The sequence below is a fragment of the Candidatus Margulisiibacteriota bacterium genome, assembly GCA_003242895.1.
Classification (GTDB): domain Bacteria; phylum Margulisbacteria; class Riflemargulisbacteria; order GWF2-39-127; family GWF2-39-127; genus GWF2-39-127.
The window spans coordinates 1-20,298 of the sequence record QKMY01000046.1 but is presented as its reverse complement, the minus strand read 5'-3'; the positions used below and the strand labels follow the sequence as shown (position 1 = coordinate 20,298).

Below are 20,298 nucleotides of genomic sequence, written 5' to 3'. Positions count from 1 at the left end.
AGAATTACGAGCCGATTTATGTTAGCAAAGAGCAACTGGCATTGTTTGAAGCTGGTTAGCGCAATCGATACCTCGGACTTTTAGTCCGGGGAGGTTCATTAAACACTATCCCAAATAAAATTTCAAAAAAACCAAGCAAAGAAAAAGATGGATTCCTGTCTTCACAGGAATGACAAACAACGTAGTTTTTTATTGATCAAAATATAACGGTCGAAACCATCACCCACATTCAAAACCCCTCAATCAACCACCAAACAATTAACATATAGATATCTGCAAAAGCCTGATCATATTCCTGGAGCAAAACAAAACAAAACCAAAAAGTTCCATTTAGTTGCATTAGGTTGTATTAGGTTGTATAATAAAATAGAAAGAAAGGAGATGAGTATATGTCTAGTGCAGTAAAAATTTCTGATGATTTATATAAAAAAGCGAAAATTATAGGACAAGCTGAACATAGATCGATTGCCGGTCAAATTGAATACTGGGCTAAATTAGGGAAAATGGTGAAAGAAAATCCCGATTTGCATATAAGTTTTATTGAAGACCTTTTAATTAGTGAAGCAGAATTTGAGAACAAAGAATATACGGAGTTCAAATTTGATACAGATATTACAAACTAATCAATTCAAAAAGAAGTATAAAAAATTGCCTGATAATGTACGATCAGAAGTTAATGATGCAATCAGGCTTGTTTGCAATGACACCCGGATAGGGCAAGAAAAAAAGGGTGATTTAGCTGGTATTCGGGTGTACAAATTTAAAATTCAGACTCTTCAGTTGTTGTTAGCTTATCGGTTAATAGATCAAAATACTGTATTACTTGAAATGGTTGGTTCTCACGAGAATTTTTATAGGGATTTAAACTAAAAACTACCAACTACCAAAAAATAGAATCAAACCCACAACCCTTCATCTACAAATCATAGCCCGGAAGGTGGTTGTATTACCACCTTTAAGCCGAGGTCAAGGAGCGGCAGCGTTCTGATATCTACAATTTAATTGAAAAAACCTTCATAGAAACAGGCAAAAAGAGGAAAAACAAAACAAAAAAAGGCAAAAAAAAGATATCCACTTCTTTCTTTCCAGACCGTAACCCGGAACTACTCAAAGTGGATACCAGCTAGCTACCGCGCATTATAGTCGAAACGGCCTCAACGTCAAGCACCCGTTTTTACGCACGCAATTTACCGCATAATTTTAATAATGCTATCATTATTATATTGGCCGCACATATTAAATCGATGAAAATATTTTTGTAATAATACGATATATTATCGAATATAATTAAGGAGATAGAGTAGTTATGAATATGTACGCAAAATTGGTAGCTATACCTTCAATATGTCACCCAAGCACAATTGAGGCTCGATCACTTATCGATTTACAAACACTCTTCCAATATTTATCACAAAGAGAAGATCTATTTCCAGAAGCTCTATCACAATTAGAACTCCTAAAGGGATTACTTAATCCATCCGATCCTGCAAAAGCAATAACAACCATTAGCATATTTACTAATAAACAATTAATAGATCTTCTAACCAAGCTTTTTCGCGCTGAATACCTAAAGCCCGGTCATCTTGCAGGTTATGGAGTATTAGGGAACAAACTCTATATTAGATCCGAAGAAGAATTACTTGCTAACTATAATGAAGAAACCCTAGATGTATTATCTGGAATCGCGAAAATATTTGGCCAGTTAAGGATGATAAAAGAATTAATGAATATGACTAATACACCCGATCCGTGGATTAGAATTCGTGTTCTTGAACAATTAATTATGATTGGAGAAAAAGAAAAGTCCTCTGAACTCGCATTAATCCTTAAAAAAAAATTTCTGGGGAACTATGAAAGCTGTTTTATCAGAAGTAACATTGCAGATTGCCTTCAATCGTTAGGATATTATAAAGAAGCGCTAGAATTATATAGTGATTGTTATGGTGATTACTCACAGGAATATCGTATGGATGATTTTATAAAAAATTGGGATATTTTAAAACAGCTAGTAGCCGGCACATTGGCTAATCCAGAAGAGACCACCATGCCTGATGCTAATAAAATCCTTCTTGATATTGATGAAGTGATGCTTGTTGAAATATTTGCCAGAGCAGGCTTGATACCACAGGTAAACACGATCACAAAATGCATCGTAGTGGACTGTGATGGGACCTTATGGAAGGGTGCAATTGGGGAGGAAGGTATCTCTGGCGTTCACGTGACGGAGCAACATAAGGAATTCCAGCAGCAGCTAAAAATCCTCAAATCTCAGGGAATTCTTCTTGCTATCAATAGTAAAAATGAATTGGCAAATGTACTGCTTGTTCTCAATAATCATCCGGATATGCTGCTTCGTGAAAGCGATTTTGCAAATATTCAAGCTAATTGGGACAACAAAGGTGAAAATATCACAACAATTGCCCATGAATTGAATATCAGTCCAACAAATATGGTATTTATCGATAACAGTTCGCATGAACGGATAGCTGTCCGACATGTGACTCCCAGTGTTACGGTACCGGAAGTATCTGATGACCCTTCTAGTTTGATTCGCGCATTAGCTTCTGCTGTTGTTACTACGGGTGATCCTGTCACACAAGAAGATATGGCTAGAACCGAATTATATCAGAGCCGGGATCGAAGAGAAAAACTCCGGGAGCAGTTGAGTGATCAATCTGACTATTTGTATGCACTTGAAATGAACCTTGCTATTCATGAAGCAGACGATTCTTACGATAGAAAAGCACGTATAGCACAACTATCACAGCGTACTAATCAGTTCAATGTAACAGGAATCCGATATTCTGAGGCAGATATTACTGATATATTAAATAATAAAGACTACAAAGTATTGGCAGTTAATTATTCCGATTGCTTTGATGATAATGGTATTGTTGCAGCAGTCATATTGAAAAAGACTCAAAGCCCTGATATCTGGGAGATAGACAGTTTTTATGTCAGCTGTCGTGCTGCCCATCTGACAATTGAAGCTGCCATCTTGGGATATATTAGTTATAAACATAAGGATATCCGAGTATTAATTGGTACCTATAAAGATACTGGCAGAAACGCACCTGCCAGAGACGTGTATAAAAATTTGGGTTTTCAGAAGGTAAACTCCGATGAACAATCGTCTCGCTGGGAAAATGATATTGCGTCTAATCCTCTTACGATACCTCCTTGGATAACAATTCAAGGGATCAATGATCAGAGTAGTAATGGTGATAAAAACCTACCGCAAGTCCTGCTTGACTTTGTCCGACAACATCCCCCGATTAGTGAGTACAAAAGATGCGACGATGTATGGAGCTTTGACACATCTCGTAATATTCTTTTGCAGAGACAAGAATTTGATATATATGGTTATAGTTCGAATATGCGGTCTATGCAGGATGTTCATATCGTATACTATGAGAAAAAAACCTTATGGGAACATGGGATTCGAGCCTCAGCTGCTGATGTAGTCAGAGCCTGGAAACAGAAATAATTTGGTTGACCACCTTTATGCCTGGTGGGTGTCACAGTAAATGAGTTCTTTTTTGAAAAGGACACTCATAGTGACACAGTCTTATGGGGTCAAGGAGCGGCAGCGTTCTGATATCTACAATTTAATTGAAAAAACCTTCATAGAAACAGGCAAAAAGAGGAAAAACAAAACAAAAAAAGGCAAAAAAAAGATATCCACTTCTTTCTTTCCAGACCGTAACCCGGAACTACTCAAAGTGGATACCAGCTAGCTACCGCGCATTATAGTCGAAACGGACTCAACGTCAAGCACCTGTTTTTGCTTAACCTACTGCATTTATTTCAATTTAATATAATTATTATATTGACCTTATAGCAGCTTAATAAAAGAGTCAACGACCATGCAAAAAAATAACCAGATATCACTATCATTTAGCTTGCTCGCTCTATTCAATAATGCTAGAATTCAAAGGATTAATTATTCGATAAAATTTGATAGCCTTTAAGATTTCACTTCCCCCAAGAAGTTTCCGGGTATTTCATAGCCGAATCAGTAATCAGAAGCTATCAATAAATAAAACATAAAGGATTGCATCTCATGGATCACTCAAGAAAACTAGGTGAAGCTAGCATCGCATCATTACTGCTCAAATTCTCCGTGCCGGCAATCACAGGTATGCTGGTACAAGCGATGTACAATATTGTTGACCGGATCTTTATCGGCAGGGCCGTAGGTTCTATTGGAATTGCAGCTGTAACGGTCGCATTCCCGGTAATGCTGATCATGATGGCATTTGGAATGCTGGTAGGGCTGGGAGCAAACTCACTCATCTCAATTAACCTCGGTGCCGGAAAGAAAGAGGAAGCCGAGAAAATATTGGGTAACGCAGTTATACTGTTTGTTATTATTTCAGCCGGGTTATCTGGTTTTGGTCTATTATTTCTTGATCCGTTACTGAAGTTTTTTGGTGCAAGTGCGGCAGTTCTTCCTTATGCCCGTGCATTTACCTCGGTAATTCTTGTCGGGAGCATATTTCAGAGCTTTTCTTTTGGTATGAACAATTTTATACGGGGAGAAGGTAACCCGAAGATTGCTATGCTGACAATGCTTGTCGGTGCTTTGCTTAATGTTTTATTGTGTCCAATCTTTATCTTTTGGCTTCACATGGGTATTGTCGGTTCGGCGCTTGCCACCGTGAGTGCTCAGATGGTCTCGTCCTTATGGGTAATGTATTATTTCCTTGGAGGCAGCAGCGTTCTGAAGGTCCGAAAGAAAAACCTCAGGCTTGATCGGGTAATTGTACTTAAAATTATTGCTATAGGCTCGGCCCCTTTTTTGATGCAGATTGTTGCGAGTGTGCTTAACGCAGTCATGAATAACCAGCTTTCGATCTATGGCGGTGACACGGCTATTTCGGCTATGGGTATTATTTTTAGTATAATGATCTTGTTCATGATGCCGATATTTGGAATCAACCAGGGAATACAGCCTATCATCGGCTATAATTACGGGGCTAAGAAATTCGACCGGGTTAAACAGACGCTCCAGCTAGGCATCCTTGCGGCATCTGCGCTGACGGTGACGGGCTTTGTTGTGACCAGGTTTTTTCCGGAACAATTAATACATATGTTCAGTAGGAACGATGCTTCATTGCTAGCCATTGGGACTCACGGCATGAACCTATTTCTTTTAATGCTGCCGATTGTCGGATTTCAGATTGTTAGCGCGAATTATTTTCAGGCAGTAGGCAAGCCTAAGCAGGCTATGTTCCTTAGTTTGGCACGACAGCTTATTTTCCTTATTCCGGCACTCTTTATACTTCCCCGCTTCTACGGCCTTGATGGTGTCTGGTATGCCGGTCCGCTCTCGGACTTTGGCTCGTCTGTCATCACTGCAATATGGCTGATAATGGAGCTTGCAAACCTCAAAGACAAGCATCATACCCAGAATCAGGCAAAAGCTCCTGAATTTCAGATATCTAATCCGACATAGCATTAAAATTTCCCTGTATATCTGTTTGTTTTAGATAGGTGTCGTACATGTTATGTGTCAACATCTACTCTTATTTAAAAATCTCATTGGATTTCAATATAACAAAAATGCTATCATCGTTATTATAGGAAAAATAGAATTTCGTAATTGATTCCCGACTCAAAATAGATGCAGCACAAAGTGTTAATAGATACCGGTAAAAAAGTTGTAGGGAAGGTCAAGCTCATTCTTGGCATCCAAAAACTGCTCTGTGATAAGAAGATCAAAATTATTTTCTGAAATTTTTTATATAAAGGAGAATCTTAGATGGTTATGCAGATTAAAATGGCCACAAAAATACAGGTAGCGCTAGGAGTATTGACTTTTTTTGTTATAGGGATAAGCCTTTTCTCCATAAGCAACATTAATAAGATCAATAAACAAGATAAACTCCTTTATGAGAGGATAACTGTCCCACTAGGTGATATGGTGCATATTGTCGGCATCTATAACGACATAAGGATTAATCTGCGAGCTTTAATGTTGTCAAGTACAGATGCAGAAAAATATGCATTAAATGATAGAACTTCTGTGTTTAGATCACAGTTAGAGGCTGCCCTTAATAAATATAGCACAACTCTTATCGATGCTGTTGATGCAGAAAAGCTGAAAAATTTTAAAGATGAAATGGTACGGTATAATAAGGTATACGATGCAATAGCTGCACTTGCGAGCGAGGGAAACCTGGAAGGAGCAAAGCAGCTAACCGCAACCCCGAAAACAAAAGAAATAGTCAAAGCGGTTCAGGAAGCTCTGGATATGATTGTTGTTGACAAGATCAATGATGCCAAGCTAACTGCTGAAAGTAACGATAAAACAGCCAAAAGTAGCAGTGCCGAATCCTTTATCCTCTTGATAATAGCGTCAATAATATCAATAGCTGTTGCCATTTACCTAACGGTTACCTATAAAAAGATTATCAGCGGTTTTATGGCGGAAATGGAAAAACTTATAAATGCAGCAATTAGTGGGAATATTGACGAGAGGGCAGATGTTAGGTCAATCAATTTCGAGTTTCGACCTCTAATCGAAGGAGTAAATGTAACTATCGATTCCCTTGTTGGTCATATTGACTCTATTCCGACGCCAACATTCATTATAAATACTGATTTTACCATAAAATATGTTAATCAAATCATTATAGATATTATAGGGCTGCCCAAAAATCAAATAGTTGGAACTAAATGCTATACTCATTTTAAAACTTCCGATTGTAATACAGAGAGATGTGCTTGTGCAAGGGCAATGAAAGAGGGTCATCTGGCGACGAGCGAGACGGATGCGCATCCGGGTAAACATAATTTGGAAATCTCTTATTCCGGTAAGCCGATCAAAAACTCTGATGGCAAAATAATCGGCGCCTTGGAAATAATTTCTGATCAAACAGAAATAAAAAAAGTGATGAAAGCTTCAAGTAAAGTAGCTGAGTACCAAAGTCAAGAGGTGAGCCGATTAATTAAGGCCTTGGATAACTTGGCTAAAGGGGATATCTCTTTTAACCTGGAGGTAGGTGAAGGAGATGTAGATACCGCTGGTGTAAAAAATAATTTTTCGATGATTGCAGGCGCGCTTAACACACTTACCACTGCCCAAAAAATGCTTGTTGAGGCTGCGAATGAAATAGCAGAAGGAAATCTCACTACAAAGCTACAAGCGAGATCAGATAGCGATCAATTGATAATTGCCATGGCAAAAATGACAGACAAACTCGACAAATCACTATCTGTAGTAGCCGAAACGGTGCAGCAAGTGACTAGCGGGGCCGAACAGATATCTGATGCCAGCCAGTCCCTGTCTCAAGGTGCTACTGAACAGTCTTCATCACTCGAGGAGATAACGAGTTCTATGGCTGAGATCGGTTCGCAGACCAAGATCAATGCTGAGAATGCGAATCAGGCGAATACGTTGTCCAAGACAGTAAGAAGTTCAGCCGAAAGCGGACAGGGTAAGATGAAAGAAATGGTATCCGCCATGGGCGATATCAGCGATAGTAGTATGCAGATCAGTAAAATTATCAAAGTTATCGATGAAATCGCATTCCAAACGAACTTACTGGCACTTAACGCAGCTGTCGAAGCAGCCAGGGCGGGACGGCACGGAAAAGGCTTTGCCGTAGTTGCCGACGAAGTAAGGAACCTGGCAGGGCGCAGCTCTAAAGCTGCCAAAGAGACTGCGGAACTGATCGAGTCATCAATAAGCAAAGTCAAAGCCGGTACTACAATTGCGGAGATTACCTCGGAATCTTTCAAAGAGATTGTGAACGGAATTGTAAAGGTGACTGATATTGTCGGGGAAATTGCCGCCGCTTCCAGCGAACAAGCCGAGGGAGTGATTCAGATCAATCAAGGTCTGTCACAGATCGACAAAGTGACCCAGCAGAACACAGCGAATGCCGAAGAGACTGCGTCAGCTGCTGAAGAGTTATCTTCTCAAGCTATCAGTTTGAAGAGGCTTACCGATGAATTCAAGCTCTCAAACACTGTCGTATCCCGTGAAGGCCCTCGGACTCAGGATGTGCCCGTCCAACCTAAGAAAAAAATGCCTGCCAAAGGCTGGGGCAGTCCATCGAATAAACCGGTAATATCACTGGATGATAACAATTTCGGTAAATTTTAATAATTTGGATTCCTGTGCGGGCGTGCCGTTGGTACGCCCCTATAATGCTCATATCCGATAACCGGGATTAAAACCATGGATCAACCAAATAACGAAGCTCTGTCAATACTGACGAGAATATCTATATCTGATCAGGAATATCATGAGATCACGGCTTTGATCTATGATCGCTTTGGCATAATTCTGTCGGAAGAAAAACGATCGATGGTAATGGGACGACTTCAAAAGTATATGAGGACCAATGGGTATTCGAGTTATAGCCAATATATAGATCATCTCAAAAGCAATAATGGTTACCAGGCACTTAGTTCGCTGATCGATAATATTTCTACCAATTACACCTTCTTTTACCGTGAGAATGACCATTTTGATTATTTTTCAAGGACTGTGCTCCCCGAACTTACCGGCAGATTGGCTGTGCGCGATAAGGATATCCGTATGTGGTGCGCTGCTTGCTCTACTGGAGAAGAAGCATATACAATCATGTTCTGCTTAATGGAACATTTGGGTTCGGCTTATGGACAATGGAACTCCGGGCTATTGGCAACCGACATATCCGAAAAGGTGCTCAAAATAGCGCAGACCGGGAAGTATACTTCAGAACAGATCGAAAAGGTCCCTCTTGCTATAAGGAATAAATATTTAAAATTGAAAGAACCAAAAATCTGGGAGGTTACCGACAAACTCAAAGAAGAGATTACGTTCCGTAGGTTTAATTTGATGAACCGTGACTTCCCTTTCAAAAAGCAATTTCAGGTAATTTTTTGCCGTAATGTTATGATCTATTTTGATCAGCCTACGAGGGAAAAGCTTGTTAAGAATTTTTCTGATTTTCTTGTTCCTGGAGGGTATTTGTTTATCGGTCATTCCGAAAGCTTGCGACGTACCCAGGACAATCTGAAATACGTTATGCCTTCGGTGTACCGAAAGAAGTGACGAGGGGGGGCTGCCCCAGAGGTGATAGTATGCTAAACAAAAAAATAAGAGTTCTCATCATCGATGATATGGCGCTGGTAAGGGATATCCTCGCAGCGGGTCTTGCCAAAGACCCGGATATAGAGGTTGTGGGTACGGCTGCCGATCCGTATATCGCAGCTGACAAGATACCAAAACTAACACCTGATGTACTTACTCTGGATGTAGAAATGCCCAGGATGGACGGCGTAGAATTTCTGCGTAAGTTAATGCCGCAGTACCCTCTTCCTGTTGTTATGGTCAGCTCTCTTACCGAAAAGGGACAAAGGATTACCCTCGATGCCCTTCAGGCCGGGGCAGTTGATTTTGTCCACAAACCTTCGAGTAACATAGACCGTGGTCTTAATGCGATGATGATGGAGTTAAGAACTAAAATCAAAATAGCATCTATCGCTAATGTATCGCATTGGAAAAGTTCGGAGAAAAGATCGGCTATCGCATCGAATATTGATCACTCAAAAGCCCTTGCCAAGTCTACTGACAAAATAATCGTTATTGGTGCGTCTACCGGCGGGACTGAAGCTATTAGATCAGTTATAACCGAATTTCCGCCACTGATGCCGGGAATTGTTATTGTACAGCACATGCCTGCAGGGTTCACGAAAATGTTTTCGGAACGGCTCAATACACAGGCACAAATGGAGGTGCGCGAAGCTTGTGACGGAGACAGAATTATAACCGGGCGAGTATTGATAGCTCCTGGCGGTAAACATATGCGTATTATACGTTCCGGAGGTATCTATCAGGTTTCTGTTTCTGATGGACCACAAGTAAACGGGCATTGTCCGTCAGTTGAAGTATTAATGCAGTCTGCGGCAACTCATGTTGGGAATAATGCCATCGGGATTATGCTAACCGGCATGGGTGGAGACGGCGCAGACGGGATGAAAGCCATGCGCGATGTCGGTGCCAGGACTCTGGCTCAGGATGAGAGTACCTGTGTTGTATTCGGAATGCCTAAGGTGGCTTGGGAAAAAGGTGGAGCAGAAAAGCTTGTACCGTTGCAAAATATCCCTGAAGCCACTATGCAATTATTAGAACAAATGAAATAGAATGGGATACTATGAATAATTTGATGATTGGTATCGGTGACTATAATGCCAGCAAAGCCAAAGGGGTAGCGATCAAAACTCTGGCACTTGGCTCGTGTGTTGCCGTTATCCTGCTTGATCCGGTGACTGAGGCTATAGGAATGGCGCATATCGCCTTGCCGGAGGCTTCCATCGATTTTGAGAAGAGTAAATCAAAGCCTGGATATTTCGCAGACACTGCAATTATCGCGTTGTATAGACGAATGGGCGAGTTAGGTTCGTTAACGAAGATACAGGATATGTACATTAAAATTGCCGGAGGAGCGAATGTTCTCAATAATTCAATGGATATTGGCAATCGAAATATTCTTGCAATAAAAAAGATCCTCTGGCAGATGGGTACCGGACCAGTTGCAGAAGATGTTGGACATAATTATAGCAGGACAGTTACCGCTTATACTGATACCGGACTAATCGAAATATCGAGCCACAGCAGAGGTGTGTGGAATTTATAAAAATATTGCAAAAGGTTAACGCTACTATGAAATCTATAAGCGATAAAATAATAGATAGAATAAAAGACTTGCCCCCGGTATCCAAGAGCTTTTTTCAAATTATGAAAATAACCGGAAATCCGAATTATTCCTTCCAGGAAATAGCACGGGTTATAGAATACGATCCTGTGCTTACGGCAAAAATCCTAAAGGTGACAAACTCGTCAAGCCTAGGACTGAAAAGAACCTTTGATTCGGTAAAAGCAGCTATACCATATTTAGGTGAAAAAACTATTATCGGCATGGCTGTCGATAGTTGTGCACACGGTTTTTATAACTCTCCATTAGATGGGTATCTTAGTTTGGAAGGTGAACTATGGAAGCATAGCATAATGACAGCCTTGATTGCCAAAGAAATTATTGTGACCGCAATCAACAGAGTTCCTGACCCTAACCAGGTTTTCACTGCGGGAATCCTTCATGACATAGGAAAAATGGTCATTTCAGGATTGTTGTCAGAAGCAGGTGTACTGGAAGCTAATGGAGTGTTGGATGTTCATACGTTTTTGGATCGGGAAGAAGCCTTGATTTCAATTAATCATTGTGAAGCAGGAAGGTTATTGGCCCAACACTGGGGTTTGCCTGAACTCTATCAGCAAGTGATCTTTTATCATCACAATCCGCAGATGGTTGATCAATGTTATGCTTCTATTGTATACGCCGTTCACTTGAGTGATATTGTCGCCATGGAATATGGTATGGGAACGGGCGTTGACTCCCTGCAATATCGATTGGACCAGGATTACAAAAACTTTTATGATATATCTACTGAAAAGTTATATGGCATAATTAGTAAAGCTGATGATGAGTATAATAAAATAAATGAGTTTTTTAAAGCTTAACAGCTGCGCTAGTATAGCTAGGTAAAAAAAGAAAGAGAAGGATAGCTATGAAAAAAATACTGATAGTTGATGATTCGGCAACGGCAAGAAGTTTTATTAAACGGTGTTTAGAAATTGTTGGTTTGCGAGGCTGCGATTTCCTTGAAGCTGAGAACGGTTTGCAGGCCCTTGAGCTGATGAACAAGAACCTAATTGATCTGGTATTTACCGATTATTTTATGCCGCAAATGACAGGAGAAGAACTCCTGAAAAAAATAAAAGCCGATCCTGGGAAATCCAATATTAAAGTCTTTATTATCAGCAGTGCCGGATCTGTTACCAAAGAGAAAGAATTACTTAGTATTGGGGCCAAAGCAGTAATCAACAAACCGATCTCCCCTGCATCTATAGCTCCTTTTATCAGAGGAATAATTATTGAATAAGGTGGTGTTTTATGTGGAATACAAATGCATCTCAACAGCAAAATAGTCCAGAAATAGTTGAACCTGTAAAAGATAGCAGGGCCTTATTGCAACAGGCTGTAAATAATATTGAAAAAATGGCTTTTTTACCGGTAAGTGAAGCTCATCTTTATTATTCAAAGATTAAAATCAAAACACCAATTAAAGGTGAAATGGTCATATTCGTGACCGAAAGCTTAGCGAAGGAGCTAACAAATAGTATATACGGACTGACAAGTGAAGATAATCCTCTTCAGAAGGAACGTGTGAAAGATGCTGTCTCCGAAATGCTGAATATTATAGCCGGGCAGTTTATGCGTACTATTCTTCCTCTTGATCAGGATTTTACTATAGGCTTGCCTATTACGGAGCAGTGTGAAGAGGTGTCCGGTACTTCAAGCATGATACAGCGTTTTTATACAGTGAATAATAATCTTCTTCCTGTTGCAATAAAAGGAAAAGAACTTATCAATTTTTTCGAAAACAATAGAAGCAGATAATGGTACTGGCTGATTAAATTTTAAATCCTAGTTTTGCTATCTGAGTAAGTAGTTTTTTCTTATTAATCGGCTTAACCAGATAAGCCTCACACTGGTTATCAAAAAACGCCTTCCGAACGTTCTGTGCATCTGCGAGCGCTGTAGTGAAAATAACTTTTACACCATCAAGACCTTCAATTCCGTGAATTTTTTCAAATGCTCTTATTTGTTTTAATACGTTATGACCATCAATTTCAGGCAGCATAATATCGAGACAAATGAGGTCGTACTTATCTCCTTGCTCAAGGGCAGTGGAAAAAACATCAATAGCTTCTTTACCGTTGGTCGATATATCAGTTTCTCCATATGGAGTTAGCAACAAACGCATCATTTTTCTGCTGGTAAAATCATCTTCTACGATCAATATTTTCATTGTGGTTCTCCCTTTATTCGATCAATCGAAATACGATTGGCATGGCAGCTGCTAGGTCATTTCCTTTAGTTTAGAAATTAATACGTCGTAATCATTGATTATATTCTGCACCATTTGTTCGAGGTCTGTCAAATTATCTGATTCGGTGGCCTGTTCAAGAGCTAAGGCAGAATCACTGAGATTACTTCCCCCGATATTACTGGATGCTCCTTTTAGTGTATGCGCTGCTATCTTGAGTGCCTTTTGATCGTAGAGATCAGCTGATGATTTTACTCTCTCTATGAGATTTGGCCCATCCTCAATAAAGGCGGCAATCACCTCCCGTACGATCTCCCGGTCACCGCCCATACGGCTTAACAGCTCTTCATATGAAAAAACCTGTACCGGTATTTGCGGTTCTGACGGGTCGGGATATCTTCCTCTATCCCCGGCATTAATCCACTTATCAAGGGTATTCTTGAAGTTTTGGTAATGTATGGGTTTCGTTAGATAATCGTTACTTCCTATAGCTATGCAGTGTTCCCGCTCACCTTCGAGCACATTTGCCGTTATAGCTATGATGTGAATATTGTTGTTAGGACTGTTTCCGGATCTAATTTTTTTTATGACTTCATATCCGTCCATTACCGGCATATGAATATCAAGGAGCAACAGGTCATAGGTTTTTCTTTCCAGTTCGGCGAGTGCATCAAAACCATTCGAAACTATCACCGGAGAATAGCCTATTTGTTCTATCATCAACTGGGCAACTTTCTGGTTTGTGGTGTTATCTTCGGCAACCAGAATGTGAATATCGGTTTTGAGAGCTTTATTTTGATTTTCTGACGTGTAGTATTGATCCAGTGCCGTTATCGCGTCCTGAGAGCTATTTGGGATATGCAATGGTATGCGAAATGTGAAAACGGAACCTTTCATCTCTTCGCTCCGAACGGAAATCGATCCATTCATCATCTCGGCAAGTTTTTTTGAAATTGAGAGGCCTAGCCCGGTTCCCTCGTACTCTTTAGCCGTGGATGAATCGATTTGTGTGAAAGGTTCGAATATTGACTCTATTCTATCAGCCGGAATACCAATTCCTGTATCTGTCACTTCAAAAATGATTACAGGATGGCTTGGATGTTCTTCCATGTGTACTGATAACGTTATCGAACCTTCTTTTGTAAACTTTAAAGCATTAACTAAAAGATTTAATAATATTTGGGAAATGCGTAAGGAATCTCCTTCTAAGGTTTCCGGTATCGCCAGATCGACAGGCAAAAACAGATCGATGTGTCGTGAACTTGCCATGTATATTATCTGAGTGTAGATATTTGCGAGCATATCCCTAACGTTAAAGACGACTGTCTCGATAGACATTTTTTCTGCTTCAATCTTTGAGATATCTAATATGCTATTTATTAATTTCAATAGAGTTTCTGCGCTGCTCATTATAGTATTTACGTATTCTTGTTGATTCAAGTTTATTTCTGTCTGCTTGAGCAGTTCGGTCATTCCGATAATCCCGTTCATGGGCGTTCGTATTTCATGACTGATGTTCGCAAGAAACGTGCTCTTAGCTCTGTTGGCGATCTCAGCGTCTTCCTTTGCTTTAATAAGATTTTTTTCTACCACAATGCATCCATATATTTGTTCTATCAGCGCGTTATTGCTCTTAAGCAATTGATTTGTTCGTTCATTAACGCGCTTTTCCAGCTCTTCATTAAGTTTAAGGATACGTTCCTGGATTTGTTTTCGTTCGGAAATATCCCGTACAATAGCTAGCACGGCTTTTTGCCCTTTATATTCTATCAACCGCGTGTTCAGCTCTACCGGAATCTTTAGTCCGTCTTTGGTGACATGTATGCTTTCGAATAGGGAAGAACCGTTTTCAAGGATTGCTTTCACTCGGGCAGGATAATTCTGTACATTTTCAGGCGGTATAAGATCTTTTGGCCCTAGAGACAATAATTCTTTTTTGCTGTAGGACAACTTTTTGCAGGCAATTTCGTTTACGTCTAAGAATTCTCCGGAAAGATCATGTATGTAGATACCATCTCCGGCATTCTCAAAAAGATTCCGGTACATTTGTTCAGATTCTCGTAACGCCTCTTCAGCATGTTTCTTTTCGGTAACATCTTCTTTGATGGCGATGTAACTTCTAATATTCCCTAGAGCATCGAAGATCGGAGCAATACTAGCCGTCTCCCAATATAGGGCTCCATTTTTTTTCTGGTTATGAAATTCGCCTCGCCATTGTTTTCCTGATTTAATGGTATTCCATAAGGATTCATAATATTCTTTGGGGTGTTCTCCAGACTTTAGTAGACGCGGGTTTTGGCCGATTGCTTCGTTAATCCCATATCCTGTCAGCTCTGCGAACTTGCGGTTAACATATTCAATTCGGCCTTCCGTATCTGTAATGATGATAGTGTTGGCACTTTGTTCTACCGCGATATTGAGGCTGAGAATGCGTTCTTCATTAAGCCTGCGATGGGTTATATCGTCAAAAGTTTCAATTCCTCCGATAACTGTGCCGTAACTGTCCTTGATAATATCTACATTCTTGCTGATAAGAAGAAGGTGTCCGTTTTTATGCCTGACTGAACATTCTCGATTATAGTAGGGTTTTCCCACATCATTATTTAGCAGACCACAGGTCTCTTTACAGGGATTATGTGAAAAAAAAGTACAATGTTTTCCGATTATCTCTTGGGCACTATAGCCGGTTATTTCTCCTGCCCGTTTGTTCCAACTGGTGATAACTTGATTGTTATTAACAGTAAAAATGGCTCCGGGAGTGATATCGTAGATCTGTTCGGAAAATTCTTTTGCCTTTTTAAGCTGAAATTCAGCAATCTCTTTATTCTTTAATGCTGTCTTATATTTATTGACTAGAGCCCTGTGTTTTTTGAACCACAAAAAAGTAATGATACCAAAAATCAGGGAAGTCGAAACCGCGGATACAATGTGTGATCTATTTGTTGTTACTGACGTAAAAAGTAATTCTTGCAAATGCTTAAAAATATCGAGGGTAACAATAAAAAATATCCCAACTAAGATAATAATAGGATGGATTCGATGCCCAAATATTTTCATGAATTCTCCCGGATTAATAGGAAATATTTGAATGACTTGTCTAATTATAGCATGAATGCGTTGGTTTCTCAGGATTAATGGTGGTTTAGATATGGTTAATACGGACCCCTGATTAATCACACACCTACGTTGACCCTGATAATTCCATTTCCTTTCCCAGAGTCATTACTTACTATATCAAACAAGCGAGAGCGTGGTAGAATAGTGTGCCATTTCATACGAGATGTCCAAGGTCCTGGAGTGAGTTGACATGAACTTAATATCTGTAGAAAAAATATCCAAATCTCAAGGAGCAAAACTTCTATTCCGAGATGCTAGTTTCGGGATTAACGAAGGGCAGAAGATTGCCCTTGTCGGGGTTAACGGCTGCGGCAAAACGACCTTGCTCAAAATACTGTCCGGTGGTGAAAATATCGAAAGCGGAACGATTATGAAAAAGCGGGACCTTCGAATGAACTTCCTGAGGCAAATCCCTTCTTATAATCCTGATAACACTGTTCTGGAACATATATTCAGCGGCAATAATCCTCAGATACAGGCGATCAAAGAATACGAAAAATGCTGTGCTGACCTTCACAAGAAAAGTAATGAGGAAACAAAAAAAAGAATGACCGAGTGCATGCAGCTTATGGATGCGCTTAATGCCTGGGACTACGAAAACGAAGTCCGATCTACTCTTGCTCAACTGAGTATCGATGACCTTGACCTTACGATGGAAACCCTTTCAGGCGGGATGATTAAAAAAGTCGCTTTGGCCCAGGCGTTGCTTGACGATTCTGAGCTGCTTTTATTGGATGAACCGACGAACCATTTGGATATCGATACGATTGAGTGGCTGGAAGACCGGCTTTTAAAGACGAAACGGACTATTTTGATGGTAACCCATGACCGATATTTTCTTGATAAAGTCTGTAGCGATATTTATGAAATCAATAACCAGAGTTTTTTCAGCTACCAGGGGAATTATTCACAGTATCTGGAAAAGAAAGCTGAAGAAGAACGTATACTGATGCGCCAAGATGATAAGATCAGGTCAATTCTTCGTACAGAGGTGGAATGGCTGCATCGTCGCCCTCAAGCCAGAGCTACCAAGCAGAAAGCCAGGACATCCCGCATTCACGAAATGCTTGACCGCAAACAGCTTCAAAAAGATGTAATGTTTGAGCTGGGAGTCGCGGGGAGAAGGCTTGGTGGCAAGGTCCTTGAACTTGACGGCATCAGCAAGTCGTTCGGTGATAAAACCATTATCAAATCTTTTTCGTATAAGTTTAAAAAAGGTGACCGGATAGGTGTGGTAGGAGCGAACGGTTCGGGCAAATCTACCCTTCTTAATCTGATTACCGGGACGCTTGCGAGGGATGCAGGAACGGTCGATAAGGGAGATAATACTCATTTTGCTTATTTTGATCAACGCAGTATTCATCTCGATGATAGTATGAAGGTTTTGGATTTTATTAAAATGTCCGGAAACTATATTACTCTGCATGACGGCAATACATTAAGCGCGACTCAACTATTGCAACGATTTTTGTTTCAGCCGGCTTGTTTCTATAACCCTATCGGCAAACTTTCCGGGGGCGAGAAAAGACGGTTGCATCTGGTTTCTTTACTTTTCGCTAACCCGAACTTTCTCATTTTGGATGAACCGACGAATGATCTTGATATCAAAACCTTGTCGGTGCTGGAAGATTTTCTGGTTGATTTTTCCGGCTGTGTATTGGTGGTTTCCCATGATCGTTATTTCATGGACCGTATTGTCGATAACCTGTTTGTCCTTGACGGTAAAGGTACTATTTCCGGCTATCCCGGCAATTACACCGACTATCTTGATTTCAAGAAAGAGCTTGATGCCGAAATCGAAAAAACGAAACGTGAAGAAAAACAGATAGAATTCGAAGCTTCAAAAAAGACAGTCATTGCAGTGAAAAAAAAGCTCTCGTATAAAGAGCAGCAGGAATATGATTCTATTGAAAATGATATTGAAAGACTGGAAGCTGAGAAAGAAACATTACAAAGTATCTACAGTGCGCAGATGTATGACCCAAAAACCTATGAAGATACCAATCGGCGACTTCAAGATATCGAAGTGTTGCTCGAAACGAAATGGAATCGTTACGAATACCTTTTACAGTTTGTTTGAAAATATATCTTCAGAAGCTCCTCAATTTTTATTGGCATTACTTGGTGTATCGAGTTGCATTTGTAAGTTTTAACCTGCTTCTGTGACTTTCTATCACTATTTTCTATTATATATTATTCGGATTATTGTGATTGATATCGTCCCCGTAATGGTGTACTATAAAGGGCTGGCGCCCATTATGTTGTAAGGAGTAAACATGGATCATTTTGATGTTAAGGAACTTAAAAACTCTGGTTCTCGAATTGTGAATGGTATTCTGGATTTTCTAGCTGAAATACCGTCAAGTAATCAGCCGAAGGTTATCGATAAACCGGAGGAAAAGTGCAGGAAGATTACTAAAGATGCATCCATTAATGCAGCGATGATATCCGGGTCATTGGCAATACCGATAGGACCGTTGGGGATTGCTACTGTTTTACCTGACTTAATATCCATATGGAAAATACAGGCACAGTTGATTGTTGATATTGCAGCAGTCTACGGCAAAGATGCTTTAATATTGAGAGAACAGATGCTGTACTGTCTTTTTAGGCATACGGCGAGCCAAGCCTTTAGAGATTTTGTAGTAAGGGCAGGCGAGCGGGTTTTTGTTAAGCAGGTATCGCTCAGTGCTACAAGGAGCTTGCTCGAAAAAATTGGAGTTAAAATATCTCAGCAACTTGGTGGAAAGGCAGCAAGTCGATGGTTGCCAATTGTAGGAGCTGCCGGGGTGGCATTTTATTCGTTTTATGACACTACTCAGGTAGGAAAAACTGCTGTAACGATCTATAAAGAAATCGTGGATGATAATAGCTCAACATCTGCAGCGGCTTGATGAGTTGAAGTGGTTTATTGCCAAACCTGCTGTAATATGGAGTTGATGTGGGCCTTGCTTTGAAATATGAGATAAAAATATAGCTTTATTTTAAGGGATAGGGAGAACTGAAATTTATTTATTCAAAAAAAATGAACCTGGGGAGCATAAGAAGTTTGCCAGGCCAGTACAAAAATCATTAGGTGCATGTCCTCGTTGCGGAGGAGATGTTATAGAAAATCAGTCGGGTTATAGTTGCAATAAGCATAATGAGAATCGTTGCGAGTTTGTTATCTGGAAGGTCATAGCAAGGAAATCAATAAACAAAACTCGTGTCCGTCAATTACTTATGTTCAAGGAAACTGATAAAATCAAAGGGTTCACCAGTAAAAAGGGTAACAAGTTTGACGCGTCCCTTGTAATAAACAGCGGAAATGTCGAATTGAAGTTCTGGTAATTGTCTGACTACTTCGATATTTTCCTGACTACCGGGGCCTTTGAATTGAAGCTTTGTCTTCTTTTTGCTCTTTGATCAATGATCCTGCCGACATATTGTTCGTGAAATGCGTCATCCAAAAAACCAACTCCCGGAGGGTCCATTGACTCGATAAGACTATCGATGATTGGTTTGTCTTCATTAAGAAATGACTCAAGATGGGCAAGATAGTCTATCCCTTGATAATTCTTTTGCCATGCAGATTTATTTATCTTTCGATATCCTGTGCATTTGTTTGCTGTTTCCTGCAGAAAGGGGATTGTTCCTTCAGAATCCTTGGCAGACAAAATGACCCTGGTTTCTCGTTTGTTTGTTATCTCTATACAGATATTTGGTGTCTTGTTTGAAGCTTCGCCTGCTGACCAGAAAGATACTGACAGATAGTTGTCATCGCCTAAGAACCAGTATCCCTTTGCAAGCCGATTATCTCTATCAACAATACGAGGCCTGAAAAAGAAATCTTGATCTTGAGACTTTCTTTTCATAAGATATTCAAAGACTTCATGATGAAGCATAGAAATTTGGAAGACCATACTAATTTTCTCCTTTTGGGTATCTATATAAGTATATTGATTATTAATTTTTGACTGTACCCTCTCTGAGAGGGAATATCTAGTTAATTAGTACCTTAGGTTTGTTGGCTCTCTGCTGAAATAAGAGAGTAATCATAGGTTTAACTTCGCATTTCCAATATGCTGACGTGGGTTTAACTTTAGCCTTATTTTGGTTTGTTCGTTTTCAGTAAGAGGTGTTCTTACAGATAATGGAAAATGCGTAATTCAGTATAGTCACTGGTCAGCTATTTGTAAAGTAGTCTTGAGTCACGCGCAGTAGTTCTAATTATAAAGAGCAAAGGTTAACAGAAATAGTTAGTGAGTTAAAAAAATAAACAGGCTAGCATCAAGTAATCATAAAAAAACATCTCCA

General features: G+C 39.9%; 18 protein-coding genes. 15 read left to right on the top strand and 3 right to left on the bottom strand.

Translation table 11 applies throughout. From position 1 onward, the window contains the following. The first annotated feature begins 389 nt into the window (after positions 1 to 389). The 12 genes from DKM50_07615 to DKM50_07560 all read left to right on the top strand — a co-directional run bounded on the left by DKM50_07615 (position 390) and on the right by DKM50_07560 (position 12,455). Entirely contained in the window at positions 390 to 623 is a 234-nt protein-coding gene (locus tag DKM50_07615) for a hypothetical protein (GenBank protein PZM79757.1), read from the top strand. Further along, a complete protein-coding gene (locus tag DKM50_07610) occupies positions 604 to 870 on the top strand; it encodes a type II toxin-antitoxin system RelE/ParE family toxin (GenBank protein ID PZM79758.1) in 267 nt (88 codons plus the stop codon). The genes DKM50_07615 and DKM50_07610 overlap by 20 nt, the downstream gene beginning before the upstream one ends. A 436-nt stretch (positions 871 to 1,306) precedes the next feature. Beyond that, on the top strand, positions 1,307 to 3,487 hold the full coding sequence (locus DKM50_07605; GenBank protein ID PZM79756.1) for a hypothetical protein: 2,181 nt from the start codon (positions 1,307 to 1,309) through the stop codon (positions 3,485 to 3,487). A 70-nt stretch (positions 3,488 to 3,557) separates the two neighbouring features. After that, on the top strand, positions 3,558 to 3,737 hold the full coding sequence (locus tag DKM50_07600; protein ID PZM79755.1) for a hypothetical protein: 180 nt from the start codon (positions 3,558 to 3,560) through the stop codon (positions 3,735 to 3,737). Positions 3,738 to 4,063: 326 nt separating this feature from the next. Beyond that, positions 4,064 to 5,458, top strand: a complete 1,395-nt coding sequence (locus DKM50_07595; protein ID PZM79754.1) for an MATE family efflux transporter — start codon at positions 4,064 to 4,066, stop codon at positions 5,456 to 5,458. A 306-nt stretch (positions 5,459 to 5,764) separates the two neighbouring features. After that, positions 5,765 to 8,113: a hypothetical protein gene (locus DKM50_07590; protein PZM79753.1), complete on the top strand. Its 2,349-nt coding sequence runs from the start codon at positions 5,765 to 5,767 to the stop codon at positions 8,111 to 8,113. A 75-nt stretch (positions 8,114 to 8,188) separates the two neighbouring features. Then, positions 8,189 to 9,049 carry a chemotaxis protein CheR gene (locus tag DKM50_07585; protein PZM79752.1) on the top strand — a complete coding sequence of 287 codons (861 nt, stop codon included), beginning with the start codon at positions 8,189 to 8,191 and terminating at the stop codon, positions 9,047 to 9,049. Positions 9,050 to 9,078: 29 nt separating this feature from the next. Next, entirely contained in the window at positions 9,079 to 10,140 is a 1,062-nt protein-coding gene (locus DKM50_07580) for a chemotaxis response regulator protein-glutamate methylesterase (GenBank protein ID PZM79751.1), read from the top strand. Positions 10,141 to 10,151: 11 nt separating this feature from the next. Further along, positions 10,152 to 10,634 (top strand): chemotaxis protein CheD, encoded by a 483-nt coding sequence (locus DKM50_07575; GenBank protein ID PZM79750.1) that lies wholly within the window; start codon positions 10,152 to 10,154, stop codon positions 10,632 to 10,634. Continuing rightward, positions 10,622 to 11,515 carry a hypothetical protein gene (locus DKM50_07570; protein PZM79749.1) on the top strand — a complete coding sequence of 298 codons (894 nt, stop codon included), beginning with the start codon at positions 10,622 to 10,624 and terminating at the stop codon, positions 11,513 to 11,515. The genes DKM50_07575 and DKM50_07570 overlap by 13 nt, the downstream gene beginning before the upstream one ends. 47 nt (positions 11,516 to 11,562) lie before the next feature. After that, positions 11,563 to 11,937, top strand: a complete 375-nt coding sequence (locus tag DKM50_07565) for a response regulator (GenBank protein ID PZM79748.1) — start codon at positions 11,563 to 11,565, stop codon at positions 11,935 to 11,937. An 11-nt stretch (positions 11,938 to 11,948) separates the two neighbouring features. Continuing rightward, positions 11,949 to 12,455 (top strand): hypothetical protein, encoded by a 507-nt coding sequence (locus tag DKM50_07560; GenBank protein PZM79747.1) that lies wholly within the window; start codon positions 11,949 to 11,951, stop codon positions 12,453 to 12,455. Between the two features lie 13 nt (positions 12,456 to 12,468). On the opposite strand, the gene DKM50_07555 is transcribed toward DKM50_07560, so the two are convergent. Both DKM50_07555 and DKM50_07550 read right to left on the bottom strand, forming a co-directional pair. After that, entirely contained in the window at positions 12,469 to 12,867 is a 399-nt protein-coding gene (locus DKM50_07555; GenBank protein PZM79746.1) for a response regulator, read from the bottom strand. A 51-nt stretch (positions 12,868 to 12,918) separates the two neighbouring features. Continuing rightward, positions 12,919 to 15,942, bottom strand: coding sequence for a hypothetical protein (locus tag DKM50_07550; protein ID PZM79745.1), 3,024 nt, complete (start codon positions 15,940 to 15,942; stop codon positions 12,919 to 12,921). 250 nt (positions 15,943 to 16,192) lie between these two features. Between DKM50_07550 and DKM50_07545 the strand changes: the two genes are divergently transcribed. The 3 genes from DKM50_07545 to DKM50_07535 all read left to right on the top strand — a co-directional run bounded on the left by DKM50_07545 (position 16,193) and on the right by DKM50_07535 (position 19,332). Next, positions 16,193 to 18,082, top strand: coding sequence for an ABC transporter ATP-binding protein (locus DKM50_07545; protein ID PZM79744.1), 1,890 nt, complete (start codon positions 16,193 to 16,195; stop codon positions 18,080 to 18,082). 196 nt (positions 18,083 to 18,278) lie between these two features. Beyond that, positions 18,279 to 18,896, top strand: coding sequence for a hypothetical protein (locus tag DKM50_07540; GenBank protein PZM79743.1), 618 nt, complete (start codon positions 18,279 to 18,281; stop codon positions 18,894 to 18,896). 97 nt (positions 18,897 to 18,993) lie between these two features. Continuing rightward, complete coding sequence (locus DKM50_07535) at positions 18,994 to 19,332, top strand: hypothetical protein (protein ID PZM79742.1); 339 nt, start codon at positions 18,994 to 18,996, stop codon at positions 19,330 to 19,332. A gap of 8 nt (positions 19,333 to 19,340) precedes the next feature. Here the strand turns inward: DKM50_07535 and DKM50_07530 are convergent, their stop codons facing one another. Further along, positions 19,341 to 19,904, bottom strand: a complete 564-nt coding sequence (locus DKM50_07530; GenBank protein PZM79741.1) for a hypothetical protein — start codon at positions 19,902 to 19,904, stop codon at positions 19,341 to 19,343. Positions 19,905 to 20,298 lie beyond the last annotated feature (394 nt).